The sequence below is a fragment of the Panacibacter microcysteis genome, from assembly GCF_015831355.1.
GTDB classification, from domain to species: Bacteria; Bacteroidota; Bacteroidia; order Chitinophagales; family Chitinophagaceae; genus Panacibacter; species Panacibacter microcysteis.
The window spans coordinates 346,113-367,038 of the sequence record NZ_JADWYR010000002.1 but is presented as its reverse complement, the minus strand read 5'-3'; the positions used below and the strand labels follow the sequence as shown (position 1 = coordinate 367,038).

The 20,926-nt window shown below is 42.3% G+C and carries 16 protein-coding genes and 1 tRNA gene; 4 read left to right on the top strand and 13 right to left on the bottom strand.

Annotated features, from left to right (window positions below):
- Nucleotides 1-15: 15 nt before the first annotated feature.
- Entirely contained in the window at nucleotides 16-2,079 is a 2,064-nt protein-coding gene (locus I5907_RS13470; protein WP_196991337.1) for a tetratricopeptide repeat protein, read from the bottom strand.
- A gap of 396 nt (nucleotides 2,080-2,475) precedes the next feature.
- Nucleotides 2,476-3,078 carry a hypothetical protein gene (locus tag I5907_RS13465; RefSeq protein ID WP_196991336.1) on the bottom strand — a complete coding sequence of 201 codons (603 nt, stop codon included), beginning with the start codon at nucleotides 3,076-3,078 and terminating at the stop codon, nucleotides 2,476-2,478.
- A gap of 289 nt (nucleotides 3,079-3,367) precedes the next feature.
- Between I5907_RS13465 and I5907_RS13460 the strand changes: the two genes are divergently transcribed.
- Both I5907_RS13460 and I5907_RS13455 read left to right on the top strand, forming a co-directional pair.
- The gene (locus I5907_RS13460) at nucleotides 3,368-3,868 is read left to right on the top strand and encodes a BON domain-containing protein (protein ID WP_231402104.1); all 501 of its coding nucleotides are present in this window, start codon (nucleotides 3,368-3,370) and stop codon (nucleotides 3,866-3,868) included.
- Nucleotides 3,869-3,879: 11 nt separating this feature from the next.
- Complete coding sequence (locus tag I5907_RS13455) at nucleotides 3,880-4,302, top strand: SH3 domain-containing protein (protein WP_196991335.1); 423 nt, start codon at nucleotides 3,880-3,882, stop codon at nucleotides 4,300-4,302.
- Between the two features lie 76 nt (nucleotides 4,303-4,378).
- Here I5907_RS13455 and I5907_RS13450 read toward each other — a convergent pair whose 3' ends face one another.
- From I5907_RS13450 to I5907_RS13410, 9 genes are all read right to left on the bottom strand, one after another.
- Nucleotides 4,379-5,026 carry a M15 family metallopeptidase gene (locus I5907_RS13450; protein ID WP_196991334.1) on the bottom strand — a complete coding sequence of 216 codons (648 nt, stop codon included), beginning with the start codon at nucleotides 5,024-5,026 and terminating at the stop codon, nucleotides 4,379-4,381.
- Nucleotides 5,027-5,336: 310 nt separating this feature from the next.
- Complete coding sequence (locus tag I5907_RS13445; protein WP_196991333.1) at nucleotides 5,337-7,916, bottom strand: T9SS type A sorting domain-containing protein; 2,580 nt, start codon at nucleotides 7,914-7,916, stop codon at nucleotides 5,337-5,339.
- Nucleotides 7,917-8,061: 145 nt separating this feature from the next.
- Nucleotides 8,062-10,974 carry a hypothetical protein gene (locus tag I5907_RS13440; protein ID WP_196991332.1) on the bottom strand — a complete coding sequence of 971 codons (2,913 nt, stop codon included), beginning with the start codon at nucleotides 10,972-10,974 and terminating at the stop codon, nucleotides 8,062-8,064.
- A 366-nt stretch (nucleotides 10,975-11,340) separates the two neighbouring features.
- Nucleotides 11,341-14,322 carry a T9SS type A sorting domain-containing protein gene (locus tag I5907_RS13435; RefSeq protein ID WP_196991331.1) on the bottom strand — a complete coding sequence of 994 codons (2,982 nt, stop codon included), beginning with the start codon at nucleotides 14,320-14,322 and terminating at the stop codon, nucleotides 11,341-11,343.
- A 189-nt stretch (nucleotides 14,323-14,511) separates the two neighbouring features.
- Nucleotides 14,512-15,036 (bottom strand): hypothetical protein, encoded by a 525-nt coding sequence (locus tag I5907_RS13430; RefSeq protein WP_196991330.1) that lies wholly within the window; start codon nucleotides 15,034-15,036, stop codon nucleotides 14,512-14,514.
- Nucleotides 15,037-15,192: 156 nt separating this feature from the next.
- Nucleotides 15,193-15,570, bottom strand: a complete 378-nt coding sequence (locus tag I5907_RS13425) for a hypothetical protein (RefSeq protein WP_196991329.1) — start codon at nucleotides 15,568-15,570, stop codon at nucleotides 15,193-15,195.
- A 271-nt stretch (nucleotides 15,571-15,841) separates the two neighbouring features.
- Nucleotides 15,842-16,780, bottom strand: a complete 939-nt coding sequence (locus I5907_RS13420; RefSeq protein WP_196991328.1) for a magnesium transporter CorA family protein — start codon at nucleotides 16,778-16,780, stop codon at nucleotides 15,842-15,844.
- 86 nt (nucleotides 16,781-16,866) lie between these two features.
- Complete coding sequence (dapF, locus tag I5907_RS13415; protein WP_196991327.1) at nucleotides 16,867-17,646, bottom strand: diaminopimelate epimerase; 780 nt, start codon at nucleotides 17,644-17,646, stop codon at nucleotides 16,867-16,869.
- Nucleotides 17,647-17,709: 63 nt separating this feature from the next.
- Nucleotides 17,710-18,585 (bottom strand): nucleoside phosphorylase, encoded by an 876-nt coding sequence (locus I5907_RS13410; protein WP_196991326.1) that lies wholly within the window; start codon nucleotides 18,583-18,585, stop codon nucleotides 17,710-17,712.
- A gap of 236 nt (nucleotides 18,586-18,821) precedes the next feature.
- Between I5907_RS13410 and I5907_RS13405 the strand changes: the two genes are divergently transcribed.
- A tRNA-Cys gene (locus I5907_RS13405) sits at nucleotides 18,822-18,892 on the top strand.
- A 42-nt stretch (nucleotides 18,893-18,934) separates the two neighbouring features.
- Nucleotides 18,935-19,330, top strand: a complete 396-nt coding sequence (locus I5907_RS13400; protein ID WP_196991325.1) for a hypothetical protein — start codon at nucleotides 18,935-18,937, stop codon at nucleotides 19,328-19,330.
- Nucleotides 19,331-19,364: 34 nt separating this feature from the next.
- Here the strand turns inward: I5907_RS13400 and smpB are convergent, their stop codons facing one another.
- Nucleotides 19,365-19,805 carry an SsrA-binding protein SmpB gene (gene smpB / locus I5907_RS13395; RefSeq protein WP_196991324.1) on the bottom strand — a complete coding sequence of 147 codons (441 nt, stop codon included), beginning with the start codon at nucleotides 19,803-19,805 and terminating at the stop codon, nucleotides 19,365-19,367.
- Nucleotides 19,806-19,967: 162 nt separating this feature from the next.
- Nucleotides 19,968-20,684 (bottom strand): hypothetical protein, encoded by a 717-nt coding sequence (locus tag I5907_RS13390; protein WP_196991323.1) that lies wholly within the window; start codon nucleotides 20,682-20,684, stop codon nucleotides 19,968-19,970.
- Nucleotides 20,685-20,926: the final 242 nt, after the last annotated feature.

The following is a 20,926-nucleotide window of genomic DNA, read 5'->3' as shown; positions in this document are numbered from 1 at the left end:
GGTTTAAAACAAGCCTTATACAGGAAGTTCTATTGTAAACGTGGTTCCCTCATTTACGGCTGAAGCGACAGTTATGTCGCCGTTGTGTGCCTTTATGATGTCGTAACTCAGGCTTAGACCCAGCCCGGTACCCTGCCCCGTTGGCTTTGTGGTAAAGAATGGCTGGAAAATCTTTTCTTTAATGGCATCCGCAATACCACTGCCATTGTCCTGTACAGTTACCAGTATTTTATCTTTTAGCCTTTGGGTGCCTACAGTCACAACGGGCTCATAGGTGTCACCGGCATTCTTCTTCTTTTCACCGGTTGCATGCAGCGCATTGGTGACCAGATTAAGTATTACCCTTCCCACATCCTGGGGAATGATATCAACCTTTCCTACACCGGCATCAAAATTTGTATTGAGTGTGGCGTTGAATGATTTTTCTTTTGCCCTTACACCATGGTAGCTCAGCCGCATATACTCTTCCACCAATGTATTAATATCAGTAGCTTCTTTGGTACCGGTACTTGTTCGGGAATGTTGCAACATGTTCTTCACAATTGCATCTGCACGTTTTCCATGGTGAGCGATCTTATCAAGGTTTTCCCTGATGTCTTTTGCCAGCAGTTGTACTTCTTCATAGTCATTCCGGGTAATAGCTTCCTGTATCTCATCGGCCATTTCTGCACTAACCTCAGAAAAATTGTTGACAAAGTTTAAGGGGTTTTGTATTTCATGCGCAATACCGGCGGTAAGTTCTCCAAGGCTGGCCATTTTTTCTGCATGTACCAGTTGCGCCTGCGTTTGACGCAGTTTGGTAAATGCTATATTTAGCTCCTCTTTTTGCCTGCGCAGCATAGCATAGGCTTTTAGTTTATTCCTGTAGCCCACAAAAATGCCTATGATCAATAAGAGTGCGCAACCAAGACCAATCATCAATGCCAGTTGCCGTGCGCTGGCAACAGCATCCTTTTGCTCCTGCGCTGCTGCAGCGGCCTGCTGCTTCTTCTCAAATTCAAAGTTCATAGAGGTTTCCGTGGCCTTTCGCACATTCTCTTTACTTATCACTGAATCTTTAATGAGCGAGTATAATTTAAATGCTTCAAGAGACTTTTTATATTCACCGGTATTTTCGTAGCATTGAGAAAGCTCCTTGTAAGATTCCCCGATCTGTTCATCATAGATATCTGTGGAAGACATTACCGCAAACCCTTTTTCATAATACCTGATTGCTTCTTTATAGCGGCCCTGCGCTTTGTTGATAGATCCGAAGGTGTTGTTCGTCTGGTAAATATTCAATGGTTGGCGGGACGAGTCTGCTACTGCAACGGCCTGCTCAATAAGTTTCTCAGCTTCTGCATACCTGTGTTGTTCTGCAAGTGCAGCGGCAGCTTTTGACAAACCTGTTGACCGTATCCCCTGGTCTCCCATCTCCAGGCCCAGTTCTGCAGACTTCATGGCATATGCGTACGCTTTTTCATGCTGCCTGCGGGTTTGATAAACCGTAGAAAGGTTTGAATAGGCATAAAGCTCTACAACTTTTATATTGTTCTTTTTTGCCAGTTGTTCTGCCTTAAGCAGTGATTGCTCTGCACGGGTGAGGTCTCCTATTGTTTTATAAGTGATGCCGATATTTACCAGTGTTCTTGCCTGGGTAGATTCATCCTTTCTTTCTTCGGCAAGTTGAAGCGACTTTTGCTGGTATTGCAGGGCACGGGTAAAATTTGACTGCATTTGAAAGGAAATTGCAATATTGCTGTATGAACGCGATAGTTCTTCTTTAAAGTTATTGCGCTCATCGATGGCAATTGATTTCTGGTAAAAGTATATGGCAGAATCGTAACGGGTTTGCATTCCATTCATCATACCATAGGCCGCAAAAACACGGCTGATATTGGCCGAATCATTAAGGGTATTGAAGATGGCTGAAGCGGCTGCGAGGTCTGTGGCTGCAGCCGCATAATCTCCTTTGAAACAATAATTATTGGCCAGTCTTATCCTTGTTATTCCTTCTCCAAGTTTGTAATTAGCCTTTACCGCGTCTTGCAGGATCATCTTTCCAAGGCTGATGGCAGAGTCCAGATTTTGATTTGCCAAATAAACCATTTTCCGGTTGAGCAAATTTATTCTTGCTGTATCTGAAGGGGCTTGTTTAATTAGTTTGTCCAGGCTGTCTAATATGTTGGATTGTGCAACGGTGATCATTGCTATACAGCAGGCAAAAACGGTCAGTAAAGTTTTCATGGAAACAGTAGTGTGGTATCAGGCAATTTAACGCAATTAGCGGTATTGAATTAAATTATTTTGCCGTTGAAGCTGCCTGTAAAAATGGGTAAAGGCCGCACCCTTGCTGAATAGCCTGACGAACGATGCAGTGAGTGACACAACAGGTGATGATAGTAGTAATACTGCTGAAACAACATTGCTGTATTGAAAATAAAAACGGGCAGTAACCTGCGGTTACTGCCCGTTGAAAAAATTATTAACGAGTATCTATTTCTTTTGCAGTGTTATTTCTGCTGTTCCATCTGCGCTGGAAGTAATAACAATGCCCGCCTGGTTTTGCGTTGTTGTTTGCTTCACAATTTGCGTAATGTAAAGCCTGTTACCTTCAACCCTGTATTTTGCACCGGAGGGCTGCGATGCCTGTGTTACGCCATTGGTAAAAACGGTTCCGCCTTCAAAATACAATGAGTCGGCACTTACTACACGATAAGCCGCGCTGCCGTTGGATGTTATGGCAGGTACATTGAAGGGCTGTTCGAATTCTTCAATCAACTGGCCATCTTCGTAAATGGCTGCGTTTACAGTGGAATTTACGGTGTAGGAAAGGTTGGCAGATGTCATGTTGGAAGCATCTATGGTTATAACGCCTGTATTATTTTCTGTGGTGTAATTGCCGGAAGCTACAGACTCTGTTTTAACACCGGAAATGGTGTAAGCATTGGAGGTTGTGAAATCCAGGCTCATCGACACAAAATCCCACGTGCCCTGGATAGCTGATGCATTCACATTTGGTTCACTGGCATCTTTCTGGCAGGAAATAACTGATACAGCCAGCAGGGCTGCACAAACAACTTTGGTAAAATTTTTCATAATGAATCTTTGTTTTTTTAATGAGTTTAGAGAAGAGTGGTAGCATAAACCGGTAGAAATGATAATGTTTAAGGGCTTAATACTGATTGTTTTCTCTAAAAATTAAGCCGCAAAAAAAGGGGAAATACAGATATCCTGCAATTAGTATAGCATTAATTTTTTCGACAACGTTCCTGCTTATCCGTTAAAATCGTTATACAGTTTTATTGCAATAACCAATAAGTAAATTTTTGTTCATTCGTCAACAGGCCAAATTACCTATCTTTCAATCATATAAAAAAGTTCTATTATGTTTAAGAAAATCATTAGCCTGCCATTGTGCTTTGCAATTTTGGGTATGAGCATTTTATTTGCATCGTGTGGTGTAAAGGATGCTGACATTGAGAAAGCCGTTAGTGAAAAGATAAGCTCCACAGCTGAAATGAGTGGCATTGCGGCCACGGTAAAAGACGGAGTAGTTACACTGAGCGGTGAATGTAAAGACGATGCCTGTAAAACTTCGTGCGAAAAAACAGTGAAAGACATCAAAGGTGTAAAATCTGTGGTTAACAACATCACCGTTGCACCGCCCCCGCCACCGCCGGCTGCACCGGTAGAGATAACGGCAGACGACCCGTTAACAAAAGCAGTAGCTGACGCTACCAAGGATTTTACCGGCGTTACAGCAACAGTAAATGATGGCGTTGTTACGCTTACCGGCGAAATAAAAAAAGCCAGTCTGCCCAAACTGATGCAGGCCATCATGGCATCTAAACCAAAAAAAGTTGAAAACAAACTCGTTATTAAATAAAAACAAGCAATATGTCTTTACACGATAAATACAAACAGCTTACAGATGCTGCAACTGCGGCCGGTGTTACAGACCTGCAGGTACGCGAACAGGATAATGTGCTGTATATAGATGGCACCGCACCTGCCGGTGCGGTAAAAGATCAGCTTTGGGACGTATACAATACCATAGACCCCGACTTTCGCAGCGGAGATCTTGTACTGAATGTGAATGTTGGCGGAACCGTGGATGGTGGCAAACTTAAAGTGATCACAGAAAGATCTAACCTTAACATCAGGAAAGGGCCGGGAACAGACCAGCCGATCGTTGGCAAAGCGGCGCACCATGAAGTGGTTACACTCATCAGCAAATCGAGCGACCTGTGGTGGCTGATAAAAACTGATAATGGTGAAGAGGGATATGCCTATGCACAATATCTTTCACCCGAATTATAAATAAGCAACTACGCCTGAAACAACAATGGATAACGTGTCGTTATCCATTGTTGTTTATAACAGACCACTAATGGTATTACCTGATCTCTGAGAACTGAATATTACTGATGCGGTATTGTTGCCAGCCATTGAAATCGTAGTGCCACCACTCATAAGGGTAAACTGTAAACCCGTTCAACTCCATTTTCTCCCTTAGCAGGTCACGCAATTTACGCTGCTGCGCGGTGCCACCTTTATAGTCAGGGAAAGATCTTTCGCTCATTTCATCGTATATGCCTGTCATTGTTACTTCTTTACCTGTAGACAATTCATACAGGCTGAGATCTACTGCACAGCCACGGTTATGTCTTGATCCTTTTTTTGGGTCTGCCACAAATTTTTTGTTTTCTTCCGTGGTTATATCCCAGAAAAGTTTCGTTACACTCCATGGCCTGTAGCCATCGAAAACCAGCAAACCGTAACCAAGCGGCCTCAGCGATGCGTTTATCTTAACCAGCGCTTCTGCTGCAGGTCTTTGTAAAAAAGCACGGGCCTCCTGGTACACGGGCCTGCCAACAAAGTTGTTGCTGGTTGCATAGCGTATATCAAGTTTTATAGTAGAATCAAGGGTTATTATTTCAACAAGGTCGGTTGGTTTAAAGTTACCTGTTTCCCGGGGCGGTTTTGCAGCGCAACTAATAAAGAGCAATGCAAAAAAGTAATATGCTTTTACCGTATGCAACATGTGGTTTCTTTTAATAAAGATAAGTTATGAGCCCGGCTTTTGTAACACGGATGATGCTTCGTTGCGTCGCACGCTTGTACGCTTAGCCCTTCATGCAACTGTAGCGATCAGTGCAATATTTCGCAGGGTTGACCAATTACCTGCAGCAGTAAAAACAGGTATAAAGAAGACTGTGCCCGAAACTGCTGCATATAGTGTTGCTGCACAAGTGTGCGACGCAAGCAAAGCCCGATAGTAGTACTGCTGCCTGGTTCAATAAAATAAAAACACCAGCCATTTGCGGCTGGTGTTTTACATGAAAGCATGTGCATTATTCTACTATAACTTTTTGTATATACTGCTGAGACTGGTTACTTACTTTTAAATGATACACGCCTCTGGCTGTATTTGCCGGCAGTGAAATAGTGTGCGTTGCAAAACCACCGTTATGGTTGATACTGGCGGCATACAGCGCCTGCCCGCCATTATTATATAATGCCATGTTATAACGCCCCGCAGGCAGGTTATACAATTGAATATTTACCTGCATTTGCTGTACAGGATTGGGAATAACGGCAATAGCAGTTTTCGCGTTGTTTACAGTGATCGATATAATTGATGAATAGTGGAGGGAGCCATCTTTATCAATCATTTTTATGCGGTAAAAGCTTTTGCCATTGACCGGTTGCAAATGATAAGCAGCATAATCGTTTTGCAGTTTTCCATTGTTAAGCGCCTGCTGCTTTGCAACCGGCAGAAAATTTATACCGTCTGTTGCATGTTCCACTTCATAAGCATTAACCCCGGATTCATTCAGCGAAGTCCATTGAATTTTTATCTTACTGTTTTCCTGTAACGCTTTCACATTTACGATATCAGCCGCCAGCACAATAGCGCCAAAATTACCGGCGGTAAAGCGGTAGTAGCCCGGCACGGAAGAACCTGTGCTTAGTGTGTATTCTGCGTAGCCTTCTGTTCCATCGAGCGTACCGGAAATTCTCGGAAGAGAGCGGTGCGTATAAAAATTACCGGCTGAGTAGTCACGCCTTGCTACCATTACATTACCCGGGGCGAACCCTGTTTCTATTTCATCCTGGTTTATACCAAAAAGCTGGCTCAACCAGTCGTACTTTTTAAAGTAAAGTCTTACACCTGTGGCGGCTACCGTTGCAGTGTTGGAAGCCCTTACATACCAAACCCTGTTTACTCTTGGCGACGGTGTATTTAAGAGATCACCTTTCCCTACTACAACGGTAAGGTCTGTTGTGGGTCCCGTGGTAATACCCGGGTTTATGGCAAACCTGTTGGGGCTTACAAAATCAGGCCCAACCGGCAGGGTGATGTAAGTATTACCAAGAACATTTTTTATAGCAAAACCAACTGTGCCTGCAAAAGGCGTGGTTGCAGATGGCGTTAAACCTGCTGCTGTAAGTGCATTACCGGAGGCATCGCACGTTGCTATATAACTGTTTGCCGGCGTTGGGTTAGACAAGGTACCGCCGCTGTTATTCCACGTAAGCAGGTTATTACCTGTGGCTAGCCTGCCATTGGTAAGGGTGAGGTTCCTGGAAACTGTAGCATTATTGCTTAAGACCATACGGTTGTTGGCCGCAGATTTATTCATGGTAAGGTTGTAAAAGGTGGTAGCAGCAGTACCGCCGATCGTTCCGTTGGAGGTGCCGTTAAAGGTTACTGTTCCGTTTTGCTGGGTAAATGTGCCGTTGTTGGTCCAGCTATTGCCTACAAGCAGCGGATAATCGTAGGTACCGAAAAATGCCGTATTGCGAATGTTCAGGTTAGTATTGGCACCAATGGTAAGACTACCGATAATGTTTATTTGCCCTGTAGTGGGCGCAAAAAAGTTGCTGCTGTTTCCCGGATATTTTATGGCGGTACCTGTACCACTGCCACGCGATAATACCAGGTTGCCATAAACTGCTCCCTCATACACATACTGTGTAAGAGAAGAACTGCCGTTGTACTCTACCGTACTAAGCGGCTGCAGCGATAAGCTGGAAAAGCCATCGGGAAAATTATTTCCAAAGATGTCTATGCCTCCCACGTCATCTCCCAATTTTAGGGTACTGTTGTTTTCAAGTAATAATGTCCCAACGTCGGGAGAGTTGATTTGATTCAAGGTCCATGTCTCAGGTATATTCAATGTTGCATTTGCCTTCACGGTCAGATTGCCGCCCGTTATATCTGTGCTGTAAGTTGCAGTGCCGGCCATGTTAAGATTTGTAGTGCTGGTGCCGTTACCCACCTGCATGTTTGCAAAATCAACATATTGCGAAAGACCAGAAGTGCAGTTATTTGTGAAAACCTGGCTGCCATTTTTTGAAAATATAAAAGTAGCATTAGAGCGTGTGCCGGAACGGGCATTGAAAGTAACATCATTACCAAAGTTGATATTGGGCAGGTACCCGGATGCACCACCCAGGTAGCAGTATTTGGTATTGGTTGTCCCTCCTATTGTGGTTGTGCCCCCAATGCTGATTGTTACGTTTCTGCCAACTAATTCAACATACTGGGAAGAAGAAAAATCGTTGCCCCCGGTTGAGCTCATTGTAAGGCCACCGCTCGTTGTGAGATTATTGATCGCTTCTACCCGGAGTGTTTTAGTACCGGTACTACCCAAAACACCTGTACTTCCCCAATTTCCATTGATGGTTAGGCTTTTAATACTAACAGGCACATCAATATTAACGGTTGCAGCTGCATTGCCGCTTGCAGTTCTGTTGAAATTAATAATCACGTCATCCGTAAGGCCGGGTATTCCTGCAGGCGACCACCCTGCGGTTGACCAGTTTACAGTGGCTGTTGCAGTAGTTATAGTAAGTGTTTTTTGAGTAAAAGCTGTTAGATTAAACAACAGCATCAGGCATAAAAAAGTGTAAAGCTTTAATTTCATAAGCAAGGTTTGGCATGAAACAATATGGCTTTACAAGGGATACCAGTTGGCTGCGGCGCTTTACATCGGATTGGACTTATAAAAATCTAAATTAATAATAAAAAAAAATATATGACATTATAAAATCCGTAAAAGAGTCGCGCATTTATTCAACCAGTACTTTGTAGCTCGAGAACCTGTTTTCGTAACCGATCCGAAGAATATAAAGACCATGCAAGGCAGAAGGTAGTACAACTGATTCCGGCCCTGAGGCAGGAAGCTGGTAAATGATATGCCGGAAAACAGGATTACCATTCAGATCATTCAGCGAAAGATGAATCTTTCCGGCAGGAATGGTTGAAAACCTGATATTTAATAAGTGATTTTTGACAGGATTTTGAAGCATTACAACCCGAGAACTACCCGTATTGATATCCAGCACCACAACGGCGCTATAACTTATTTTTCCATCCCGTGTTATGATTTTTATACGATAGTAATTTTTTCCCTGCAGCGGAAAATGGTCAGTAGTCGCATAAGTTCCTGCAGGTGCAACAACAGCATTTGCGGCAAGCTGGGCAATACCCGAAAAATTATGGCCGTTTGCAGAACGTTCCACAACATATTTCTGTACGTTCGTTTCATCTGTCATTAACCATTCTATCACTGCAGTTCCGTTTTCCACGGAAGCTTTTATCCTGCTTACCTGAAGCGGCAGCACTATTGTCTCAAAGTTTCCGGCGCTGAACTTATAATACGCAGGCACAGATGAACCCGCGTTAACTGCATACTCTGCATAGTCCTCCGCTCCATTTAGTACGCCAATATCTTTAGCAAAAGAGCGGTGCGTAAGATGTTCCAGGTCTGTATAATCCTTACGGCCAACAAAAACCGCAGAAGGAATAAATCCATCTTCTATCTCATCCTGCGCAGAACCGAAATGAAAGCTGTTCCAGTCGTACTTGGTAAAATAAAGCCTCACACCGCTACTCATTACGGTTGCAGTATTGGATGCATGCACATACCAGATCCTGCTCACTTTAGGCTGGGCCGTATTCAGTATGTCACCCTTTCCTACCACTACCGTTATAGCTGTACCAGCAGCGTTTTGCGGATTGATCGCCATCCTGTTTGGCCTGGCAAGGTCTGGCCCAACAGGGAACACCGTATAGGCAAATCCTTTCACATCCATCATTCTAAAACCAACATTTCCGGCAAATGTTGTATTTGTAGTAGCACTAAGACCTGCTGCCGTAAGGGGGTTTCCTCCGGCGTCACATGTTGCCACAAAACTGTCGTATGGAGATGACGGATAAGTTATTGTGGCACCACTGTTAACAGTCAAAAGATTTGCACCCGTAATAACTACACCTTTCATAAGATTGAAAGTACCATTGATATTCATCGATCCTCCAAGGGCAATATTTCCACCTGCTCCCAATGCATTCATCGTCAGATTTTTGATAGTATTAGCGGTGGGCGACAATGTTAATGTACCTGCAGTGCCTGCTGCAGTCCTGGCTATTGTAATATCCGTGTTGCTGCTGCTGCAGGTAAAATTACCGGTACCGCCTATTTTACCGGCTACTGTAAGGCTACCGTAATTTAATGCAATGCTTACCGATCCTTTATGGTCAAGGATGCCTGCAACGTTGAGGATTGCACCCGTAGCAACCGCGGTTCCAACATTTATGGTGGGTGATCCGCTTATGGTAACCGACGCTGCAGAAGAGATAGTGAAGTCGTTTGCTGAAACACCTTTATTCAGGTTTAAAGTTATGCTCCCGTCAATAACCGCAGTATTACCGGTAATCGTAAAAGTACCACAGGATGAAGCCCTTGTAATTGTTCCGTTGCCTCCCATCCCATCCCTGAAAGTCTTGGTACCTGCATTGGTAAAATTGACGGATACCCCGGCGCCCTGTACTTCAAACTTACCATTAAAGGTTGTGGCCGCAGCAGCTCCAATGTTTCCGGTTGTTTTGGTAACCCTGAAGATGGCTGCTGTTCCCGCCGCTGCATTCGGGAAATATATTGCATTACCGGAAGTAAAAATGTTGGTTGAGTTCCATTGAAACACTGAACCACCGGCAAAATCAACATTGGTATTTCTTGCAAAATCATCGCTCTGCCCGGTAGTGTTATCGTCTGCCCGTACAAGACTATTCACAAGGCCGCGTGCTCCTGTATTAAATAAGGTTTGCGTTCCATTTAAAACATAGGTTCCGTTCACAACAAAATCGTAAGCATTGGAGCCATTATAAATCGTCAGTGTTTTGTTCAACTGGTGATTTAAAACACCGCCATTATTAATGACCAGGTTCGAAGATTTAGCAGCCGTGTTGATAGTAATGGTATGGCCATTTTCGATAAAGACACCGGCTGCATTCTCATCTGGTACCCTTTTACTGGTTGAATAAATAATGTTATTCGCAGAAGCCTCCCACGATGCAGCATCACTCCAGTTGCCGGAGCTCTTCGATCTGAAATAATATGTATTGAGTGTTATTGTTCCAACAGGTACCACATACCCATTAAACTCAAAATCATTTATACTGCAACCACCTGTTGTGCCAGATGCATTCCAGCCGTAAAGCCTGAAGCTAACCGGTGCGGTCAAATCCTGGAAAAGTGTAGCGGTAAGATCTATGCTAAAATTCGTGGTGGAGCCGCCGGCATTGGTAAAGGTTCCAATATCGGTAGTATAACCATCTAAACTGCTACGCAGCGAGAAAGATAACGGTCCTGTACTGGATGTCTGCAGGTTAATGATCAGGTCATTAAGTCCCATCTCGTAACCGGCAGATGGTGTAAGGGTAAATGAAAAATATTTAGTGAGATCTATACTTGTCCCCGTACCCCAGTTGTTGGCGTTGTAGCGGTTATTAGCATTGGCACCGGCTATTCCCGCACTTCTTCCAATGCCCGACACTGATAAGTTGGCTACTACATTGTCGCCGGCTGTGTATGGATTTACAGTATTGGGGTTACTACCTGTTATCGGGTTGCTCCAGATTTGACTATACAACGTTTGAAAATTAACAACAAACAATGCAAGCAAAACACAACGAGTTTTCATAATATTAGGGTTATTTTGCAGTTAAAAGATACTGCCAGTCAGACTAAATTATATAAAACTGTTATATGTATTAATTAAAAATGGCCCTTTTGTTTTTCATACCTGGAGGGTATTTGATACCGGCAATTGTATTTCATGGCATCCCGGTTGCATCGCAATCACTTCAACTGTATAACGTATGGCATCTTTGGCGATCCGGTTTCGGTTTCCGGGTGTTATTACCAAGAATTTATCGATAAGAATAAATTAGGAAGTGTTTGATGGCACATGACAGTAACAACCGCCTGCAGGCGGGTTAGTCATCATCTTTACAAAGTATAGTTCAAAACTTAAAATTGCGAAACAAAATAGGCAGTAATGCGCTGTTTAACGGATCAAAATTACCTGCCTGAATTGCTGCTCCCGTGTTCTAATGGAAAGTGTATAAGTCCCGGTTATAAATCTTGCCGGTACGTGCACACTATAATTTCCTGAGCCTCCTGCGTGGGCTATAAAAGCAGTATAAATCAGGTTGCCATTCATGTCATAAAATACAACACTGTATGTTCCGGCTGCAATATCATTTAGCTGAATATTCAGTTGCCTGTTCTCAACAGGATTAGGATAAACACGGATTGCTTTGCCGCCAGGTTCAATATCAACAGTTGCAATCCCGGAATATTTTGCGGTGCCGTCGTTGTCTACAAACTTTAACCGGTAATAATGCCTGCCACTTTGCGGTTGCTGATGTGCACAGGTATAATCATTTTGATTTTTTCCGTTGTTCAATGCATTTACCTGTTGTAGCGGCAAAAAGTTAATACCATCTGCCGAATGCTCCACCTCGTAATAATCAACATTTGTTTCATTTACTGCCGTCCATCCTAACACTACATTGTTATTTTTCTGGTAAGCATGGAAGTTGGTTATGGTCACTGGCAATATGATTGTTGCAAAATTACCAGCGCTGAATTTATAGTAGGCTGGCACGGAAGATCCAATTCCTGTATTGAGAATATACTCAGCATACCCTTCTAAACCATCTAAAGCGCCAATATTTCTTGGCGTAACTGACCTGTTGTTCAAAAAATTGGTTGCCAAATAATCTTTTCTTCCCACATATACCTGCGTCGGTATAAAACCGTCTTCAACTTCATCCTGGATGCCAAAAGCAAGGCTGTTCCAGTCATGCTTTGTAAAGTACAATCTGATACCACTCTGCGCCACATTTGCCTGGTTAGAGGCATGCACATACCATATTCTGTTTACCCTTGGCTGCGGCGTGGAAAGGATGTCTCCTTTGCCCACTACTACTGTTATATCAGTGGGTGTGTTATTACCGGGATTAATTTCTATCTTATTAGGTCGTGAAAAATCCGCAGCCACGGGAAACCTGGAATAGAAGAAACCTTTTACATTTTTAATACGAAATCCTGAGTTACCTGTAAAAGCAGTAGTTGTAGTTGCATTTACACCAGCAATACCAAGTGCCTGGCCTGTTTGATTACAGGTGGCAATAAAACTGTTTGTATATGTTGCAGGCATATCAATTATGCCGCCGCTATTATTCCATGTCAGTAGTTTATCATCGGTAACAATAATGCCCTGGTACAGGTTGATGTTGTTTTCAACATTCACGTCATGCCCAAACACAAGTCTTGCACTTGTACTGGTGGGTGCACTTTTATCACCCATCGTTATTGAGTTGACGGTATTAAAACCACTGGCAAATTTCAGTACGCCGACAGCAGCATTGGACAGTGTACTAAGTACTTTAATGCCTGTTACAGTTCCACCGGGTTTAAAGGTGTTTGTACTTGCGGTAATTAATTTCCCGTTACCACTAAATGTAAGGCTGCCATTTGTAAGATCAACAGGAATACTCCCATTGTTCAACAGGTTACCGGAGATAGTAAAATTGGCGTTGTCAGGAAATCCGAAAAACGTTTGACCTACAGTGATGGTGGGCGAACCGGAAATAGTTACATTACCCGCCATATCTATATCATTGTTGGTTGTTTGCTGAACAATAATATTTACGGTTCCATCTATAACCGCGGGGCTTCCTGAAACACCCACTTTTATTGGACCGCAGTTTGAAATCGCTCCGCCGTTCAAACTTTGGTGTATAATGGTTCCGGCACCTCCCAAACCATCCCTGAATATTTTATCACCATTCCTGATCAGTTTAACCGTTATGCCATTATCCACTTCCATTTTGGCATTAAACTGGGTAATGCCCGGGCCTGTAACGCCTAACCCGTCTAGATTGGCAGATATGCGAAATTTTAATCCCGTAGCATTTGGAAAATAGGTCATCAATCCTGTTTGTGCGGTTTCAGGTATTTCTGGTGTATTCCATTGAAACACAGATCCCGAATTGAAGGTTACCCTGGGATTATTATTTGCTAACCCTTCGCTGCCAACAGCATCCACTCTCACTACGCCGTTTACTTCCATACGGTTTAACGCGGCATTGGTACCCCTCACATCCGGAACCGCACCATTTAAAATAAGGGTTCCGCTAACGACAAAAGAAGGGAGGGTGACGTTATTCTGTATGATAAATAAGGGCGAATTCTGATTGAGTGTTGCGCCGTTCTCTACTGTAAGCACTTTTGCCGAAGCCACGATATCTGTTGTAACTATATGACCGGACCTGATAGTAATGGATGCTGCTCCAGAGCTGGGGATTGTTGTTGCCGGACTAAAATTCGTGGGGTTGCTTGTAGGTGCCGATTCCCAGGTGGTAAGATCTTTCCAGCTACCACTGGCTACTGTTCTGAAAATGCGGTTCTGGGTACCTGCGGTAATGTTTGTAACAATGCCATAAAGCGTAAAATCATCCAGTGAAAAGGCCGGTGAACTTACTCCTGCTGCGCCAGAAAGCGACAACGTTACTGTAACGGTACCCGTAAGATTCAGGAAGGGGTCTCCAACAATTGCCTTATTACCTATATAAGATCCCGGCGCCTGCGGTATAGTACCTGTGCCTGCGGAAGTTCCATTAACGCTCATCGTCCACTGCGTAGCGCCGGAATTGCCGCGTTCTCTCCAAAAATTAAAGGAAGTAATGGATACAGCATAACCTAAAGCGACGTTGAATGTAAGCGTAACAGTTGGCGTACCCGTAGAGTTTGACATTACTATAGATCTGCCCGTTGCGCCGGTACCTGAAGTCCAGGTGCCGATGCTGTTGCTCCATGAGGAAGTATTTAGATTAGGATTTAATATAGATGGTGCTACTGTATAGGGGTGAGTAGTAATGTTTACATTTCCAAAATCATGTTTGTATATTATGGCCTGGGCATAAACCTGCCGGACATTGCACAGGCATAACAGAAGGAGGAAAACGTTGATTGTTTTCATAGTCGATGCAGTTGTTTTCAAGTTCGGATTACGTCTTTGAGAGGATATGACGGATTATTAAAAACAAATATATAAAATCCTTGTTGTTTAACCGGAAGCTTAAGGAATTTTAATTGCATGAAAACCGCTCAAAAACAAACACTTGCTTGTTTTAATGTACCTGTGAAAGTGCCAGGGAATGAACCGGGTTTACTTGCCCCAGTCTGGTACAGGTGTGGAAGCATTAAACAACTCGTCTAGATAATAGTTACGCTTATAATATTGGTTGCATGAATCATTTACGGGATACGCGCATGGTGCATACAGAGCTATATTACCCGTGCACATGATGCTTTTGGGATTTCCGTTTGGAAGGCGTGATTCATCATGTTCCCTGCCGAGAATACAATGCCCCATTTCGTGAAATATAAGTGTTTCCAGCTGCCGGCTGTTTAGCCAACATTTTATGTTTGCGTTTAAAGCAATGATCTTTTGTACATCGTTGGATGAAGCAGTAATGTTTGCATTGGCGCAATAACTGTTTTCGAGCGTGGAGTCGTATTGTATAATGAGATTGTTTACAGTGATGTTATAACCACGCTGCATTGCGGCCGCTTCAAAACTATCTATAACAGGCACAAACTCTGCCGGTACATTAAAAACAGGTGTAAAGTCTTTTTTGTTGCTGCAAGCAAAAAGCAGCATTACAACAAATATTATCCACGCTTTTTGCATAGCAGTTATTTTTAATGCAGTTGCATAAATGTAAATACTTTACGCTATGAAATATGCTTTCTGCAGGCAGCTTTTATTGCAGCAGGTTTTCCAATACTTTCCGAAAACAGAAAAGCCGGTAAAGAATTACCGGCTTTAGTCAAAACATCAAGTTACTCAATGATATAAAAAATAGACAACACTATAAAGTATGATAGCAACGTCTGCCACTAGCGCAAAGAATAAAGCAGGTAAGGTAATCTTCGTGCTTTGTGCTGCCAGGTTTAATGCCAATACAGGCACATTAATGACTGCCGCAACAACAATGAGCGTGAAATTATTGCCGCCAAGGAAGATGATTGCAAACAGCGTACAAGGCAATGCCATTCCTATAAGGCCCATATATGCAAGACCAAGCCATAGCATGCGGCTTTTGTCCTGTGTTGCACACCAGTTTATAAAACGTGCAAGGACATTGCGTGAACCGGTTGTTGCATTATTGATAAGCGGAATACCATTGTGATCTCTTTCAAATGCCTGTATTGTATGCTGCATAAAAGTTGATTTTTGTTGCACAAATTTCAAAAGACAGGCACTGAAAAAAACTAATTACCGCAACATCTGAAACTGATATTGATCATGTAGTAAAAGGAAAAAAAGATTAAATACAATTTATATCAGCTGAGTGAAAGATGGCATTAAACACGCGGATAAAAAACAGTAAGAGGGTTGTACACTGCTGCCATGAAAAAGGGACGATAAAGTGAGTGACACAACAGGCGATGCCACCTGTACTATTGCCCGGACAATGATAAAAAAAACGGCATCAGAACCACTTCTTCTTCATAAAGTACCAGGCTATAATTACAGACACACAAAGTGATAGAATAACAGGAATGTAAAACGCATGCTGCGTATGCTGGTAAGGTATGTCTACGTTCATACCATAGATACTGGTGATGAGTGTTGGAAGCATAAGCACAATGGTAATGGATGTAAGCCGCTTCATTACATTATTCAGGTTGTTGCTGATGATGCTGGCAAATGCATCCATGGTGCTGCTGAGGATATTGGTATAAACGTTGGCCATTTCGAGCGCCTGGCTGGTGTCTACTATAAGGTCGGTTAAGAATTCTCTTTCTTCTTCATTAAGACCGAGAAAATTTGTGCGCTCCATTTTTAGCATCATAAGTTCATTACTGCGCAGGGCGGTAACAAAGTATACAAGGCTTTTTTGAATGCGCATGAGGTTGAGCAATTCTTCATTGCGGTTACTATCGTACAGCTTTTGTTCGTATAGGTTGCGGTTATGGTTGATCTCTTTTAAAAACTCCATGAAATTCTGTACCACTTTCTCAAAGATCTTTAAGACCATCATGCTGCGTTTATCCGGATGGCGTTTTTCGAAAGTATTCAGGAATTTTTTTATGGCTCCGTTGTCGAATGAGTTAACGGTAACAATATGGTTATGCGTTAAGATTATGCAGATAGGTATGGTGATATAATAAGCATCACTATCGTTAAAAGAGTTATTCTCTGCAGGGGTTTTAATGACAACGAATTTTACATTGTCTTCAATTTCGTAGCGCGGTCTCTCATCTATATCCAGCGAGTCTCTCAAAAATCCGATTGGTATTTCCAGTACTTCACTTAACTCATCAAACTCTTCATCTTTTAATGGTGGCACAAGATTAACCCATATACCGTTTTCAGGTTTATTTATGGCTACCGTCTGGTTGTTGATATTTTTGAAGTACTGTATCAAAGCGCGGCAAAGATAGGGGCTTGAAAGAAAGACTTTAGATTATAAGAAAGTTAAGCACAATTTATTATTACAACTACGATGCAGTACTAAGCAACCTCTATATCTCCTTTAAAAACAAAATCTGCCGGGCCGCAAAGCCATACATTTTCAAAGGTATCATCGCTTCTTTTATCAAACTCTACAGCCAGGTTGCCGCCAAGTGTTTTTATTTCTACGCGGTTAAATCCATTGTCATTGTGTGCATATACAAGTGCAGCTGCCGTAACCCCTGTACCACAGCTCAGCGTTTCATCTTCTACACCCCGTTCAAAAGTTCTTACAAAAATGGAACGGTCCTGCTGCTCTACAAAGTTTACATTGATGCCATTCTTTTTAAAGCTTTCGCTGTTCCTTATTTCTTTTCCATAACGCACCACATCATAGGTTGCCAGGTTATCTATGTTTTTTACATAATGCGGTGAGCCGGTATCCAAGATAGCATCTGCAAAATGCTTTTCAATGCCTTTTACATTTTTCATTTTAAGATATACCCATCCATTGTCTTCAACAGTGGCTTCATGTGCGCCGTCTACCGCTATAAAAAGATATTTACTTTTTTTAATGCCGCTATGGTGTGCAAATTTTACAAGACAACGACCTCCATTACCACACATGGTGCTCTCCTTGCCGTCGGCGTTATAATACACCATTTTGAAATCATAGCCCGGCGCTGCATCGAGCAGCATAAGGCCATCGGCACCTATTCCAAAACGGCGGTCGCACATTTTTTTTACCTGTGCGGTGGTAAGTGAAAGACTGTTATTCCTGTTGTCTATAATGATAAAGTCATTGCCTGTGCCCTGGTATTTATAAAAAACAATTTTCATATTAACTTTTCTGTTGATTGCGCAAGTTACAACTGCATGAATGAATAACGCAGATCAATGTATTTATATGTGCTCAATTATGCCAAGGGCTTTAGTGATTAAACCTTCTACTGCAGCGGCCCCATCTTTGGTAAATGTCTTGCTTACACGGTTTGCCACAATTACATTAGCGCTCAGGCAGTGGTGACCGAGCAATTTACCCAGGCCATAAATAGCGCTTGTTTCCATTTCAAAATTGGTGATACGATGGTTGCCATAATAAAACTGCGTCAGCCGGTCCACCAGTTGAGGATTGGTAAGCCCAAGACGCAAAACCCTGCCTTGCGGGCCATAAAACCCCGGGCACGTAACGGTAATGCCATGATGAAACCCTTCAACAAAATGTTTGATTACTGCAGCAGACGCCGTAGCAATATATGGGTGAGAAAAATTGTTGTCCAGTTGTGTGTGTGCTGCAAATTGCTGAAGCAGTATTTTCTCTTCTTCATTGTTACTGTGCTTGTAATAATTCAGAAGGTTATCTATTCCCAGGCCATGCGTACCCGCCACATAGCTGTCAACAGGTATATCTGCCTGCAAAGCGCCACTGGTACCAAGTCTTATAACGGTAAGAGTGCTCAGTTCCCTTTTTACAGTTCTTTCATCGAAATCAATATTTACCAGCGCATCCAGTTCATTCATAACAATATCAATATTATCAGGACCTATACCTGTTGATACAACAGATATCCGCTTCCTGCCAAGGTAGCCTGTATGTGTTATAAATTCCCTGTGCTGTAGCCTGTGTTCCACCTTATCAAAATGTTTACTTACCTGTTCCACACGCCCCGGGTCTCCCACAGTAATGACCGTTTCAGCCAGCTCTTCGGGCCTTACATCCAGGTGATAAATAGCGCCCCGGTTATTAATGATCAGCTCAGACGATTCAATTTTGTGCATGGTCAGACATTTTATTTTTATGAAGCCGGCGGCAGTGCAATTATTAAGCTGCTGTTGCGTCGCACTCTTGTACACCATAGCTGTTGGCAACAACGATACTGCATGCCTTAAGTTGCAAAAATATCGGTCGCTAAAGCGTTAGAAAATAATGTGTTTTAGCATTTTCAAAAATATTCAGCCACTTATTTCTGCACTTGGTTTTCAAAAATACCCTATTTTCGCAGCCTGAAAAAAATGGTTCCGTGGCCGAGTGGCTAGGCAGAGCTCTGCAAAAGCTTCTACAGCAGTTCGAATCTGCTCGGGACCTCTAAAAACAAAAAGGATCACGCTGATGATCCTTTTATTTTGTATGAAACACTCTCAACTGATAGGCATCCTCGCAGTACTGGCATTAATAGGTATTTGTTTTATGCCATTTACATTTATTGCGAGCAAACAGATAACAGTAACCGGCTTTAGCGCAGAAGGTACAAACTTCGGTAAACCGGGATACCTGAATGTGATATTGTCTGTAATATGCCTTATCTTCTTTGCGGTGCCGAAAATCTGGGCTAAACGGACCAACGTTTTTATTGCTGCAATCAATCTTGCATGGGCGCTTAGAAATTACCTTTTATTAGGCAGTTGTATACTGGGAGAATGCCCGGAAAAAAAGGCCGGACTTTACCTTCTAATGCTTGCAGCCATTGTTATACAGGCCATGACATTACTACCAAAGATGGATGTGATGAATGAAAAATCATAGCAAGGTCACCCTTCTTATCAACCATCTTCGCTGATTATTTCAGGTATCTTTTAATTTCTTTTTGTGTATCGCGCTCTTTAATGGTTTCGCGCTTATCATGTAGTTTTTTTCCGCGGCCAAGACCAATTTCCAGCTTTACAAGGCTTTTATCGTTGAAGAATACTTTAAGCGGAATGATTGTAAAGCCCTTCTCTTTGATTTTAGTCTGTAGTTTTTTAAGTTCTCTTTTGGTCAAAAGCAGCTTCCGGTCATGTACTGCAATATGATTATTTACCGTACCATGAGAATATTCCGCAATGTAAAGACCCCGTACCCATAACTCATTATCATCAAACATACAATAAGCATCATTAAAACTCACTTTACCATCTCTTATTGATTTTACTTCTGTACCGAGCAAAACCATACCTGCCACATATTTATCATCGATGTAGTAATTGTAGTAAGCTTGCCTGTTGTTCATTTCCTTTGCCATAGCGTCTGTGTGAGCCTGCAAAAATAGTCTGAATTAATCAATCAAATTCTGCAACAGCAAGCTTATTGCCGGCTGTTGACCAAAAAAGATAATATAGCTTATTACTCATGCTGAATATGCTTATAGCGGTCGCTACACTAATAGCATTGTTGTCAAAATTTTTTAGTTTATCGGATTTTGGGTCATAACATCCTGAAATAAAATAATGGGCGATTCCGGAGTCTTCATTATGGTCTTGAAAAAAGTCTCAGATTGTGCATGAAAAGAATATGATGGCAACACATAAACCCTGCCGCTGAAACCACCGCCTCCGCTAAACCCGCCAGGCGCATAACATCCACTTTTGCTAACAGAATTTTCATGAGATTCTCCTATCTTCAAAACAACTTTATCTCCCACCCTTTCCGCTGTTAGTGATAGTTCATGTGCATTGATGGCCCTGAAAAAATCTTTTGCACGTAAATCTTTCTTGTTTGAGGTATTACTATTATACTTTAAGCTCCATATAATATTTGGCGGCCTGGATGATACTTCATTTTTACTTATTTCTGTACTTGCAAACGCAATAATTGAATCTTTTGATGCATGAAAAGACACTAGCGCAGAATCGGTTGCAACGTTTTTAATTTCAATAAGCATATCATTTGGACAAAAAGTCAATTGGAAAAGTTTTCCCTCAAAAAGATAGGAGTTGTGCTGTAAGCTATTTACATTGACCACCTGGTTACAATAAAAATTTTGTTTATACAAAACTTTGGTTGTGGCTGACCCACCCTCATAATTGATAGACAGCAATACAGTGTATTTAAGTGCATCATCGAGTGTAATATAAAACTCGTTACCGGTGCCAGGGTATAATTTGGCTTTCGATCTGGCCATTTCCAGGTCAGTATTTTTGTCTTTTGAAATAACTTTGAAAGATTTGAAAGTGCGCTCCCAATCATATACACAGTATTAGAACCTGGTTTTCTCAAATAATTGTAGAAAGTATCGTTATTACTTTTTTGAGCAATTACGTCGTAGCCTCTGTCATAAGATGTTATTAGAGAAATGTATCTACGCAGTACTTTAAAGTTGCTATCGGTAAGAAAGTGGTAACAGTTATCGCGTTCAGCAAAGCT

Bases quoted from the DNA above. Each gene is read 5' to 3' on its own strand.
- I5907_RS13465 (WP_196991336.1), bottom strand. From the start codon at position 3,078: ATGAAAAATTTTACCAAAGTTGTTTGTGCAGCCCTGCTGGCTGTATCA.
- I5907_RS13460 (WP_231402104.1), top strand. From the start codon at position 3,368: ATGTTTAAGAAAATCATTAGCCTGCCATTGTGCTTTGCAATTTTGGGT.
- I5907_RS13455 (WP_196991335.1), top strand. From the start codon at position 3,880: ATGTCTTTACACGATAAATACAAACAGCTTACAGATGCTGCAACTGCG.
- I5907_RS13450 (WP_196991334.1), bottom strand. From the start codon at position 5,026: ATGTTGCATACGGTAAAAGCATATTACTTTTTTGCATTGCTCTTTATT.
- I5907_RS13445 (WP_196991333.1), bottom strand. From the start codon at position 7,916: ATGAAATTAAAGCTTTACACTTTTTTATGCCTGATGCTGTTGTTTAAT.
- I5907_RS13440 (WP_196991332.1), bottom strand. From the start codon at position 10,974: ATGAAAACTCGTTGTGTTTTGCTTGCATTGTTTGTTGTTAATTTTCAA.
- I5907_RS13435 (WP_196991331.1), bottom strand. From the start codon at position 14,322: ATGAAAACAATCAACGTTTTCCTCCTTCTGTTATGCCTGTGCAATGTC.
- I5907_RS13430 (WP_196991330.1), bottom strand. From the start codon at position 15,036: ATGCAAAAAGCGTGGATAATATTTGTTGTAATGCTGCTTTTTGCTTGC.
- I5907_RS13425 (WP_196991329.1), bottom strand. From the start codon at position 15,570: ATGCAGCATACAATACAGGCATTTGAAAGAGATCACAATGGTATTCCG.
- dapF (WP_196991327.1), bottom strand. From the start codon at position 17,646: ATGAAAATTGTTTTTTATAAATACCAGGGCACAGGCAATGACTTTATC.
- I5907_RS13410 (WP_196991326.1), bottom strand. From the start codon at position 18,585: ATGCACAAAATTGAATCGTCTGAGCTGATCATTAATAACCGGGGCGCT.
- I5907_RS13400 (WP_196991325.1), top strand. From the start codon at position 18,935: ATGAAACACTCTCAACTGATAGGCATCCTCGCAGTACTGGCATTAATA.
- smpB (WP_196991324.1), bottom strand. From the start codon at position 19,805: ATGGCAAAGGAAATGAACAACAGGCAAGCTTACTACAATTACTACATC.
- I5907_RS13390 (WP_196991323.1), bottom strand. From the start codon at position 20,684: ATGGCCAGATCGAAAGCCAAATTATACCCTGGCACCGGTAACGAGTTT.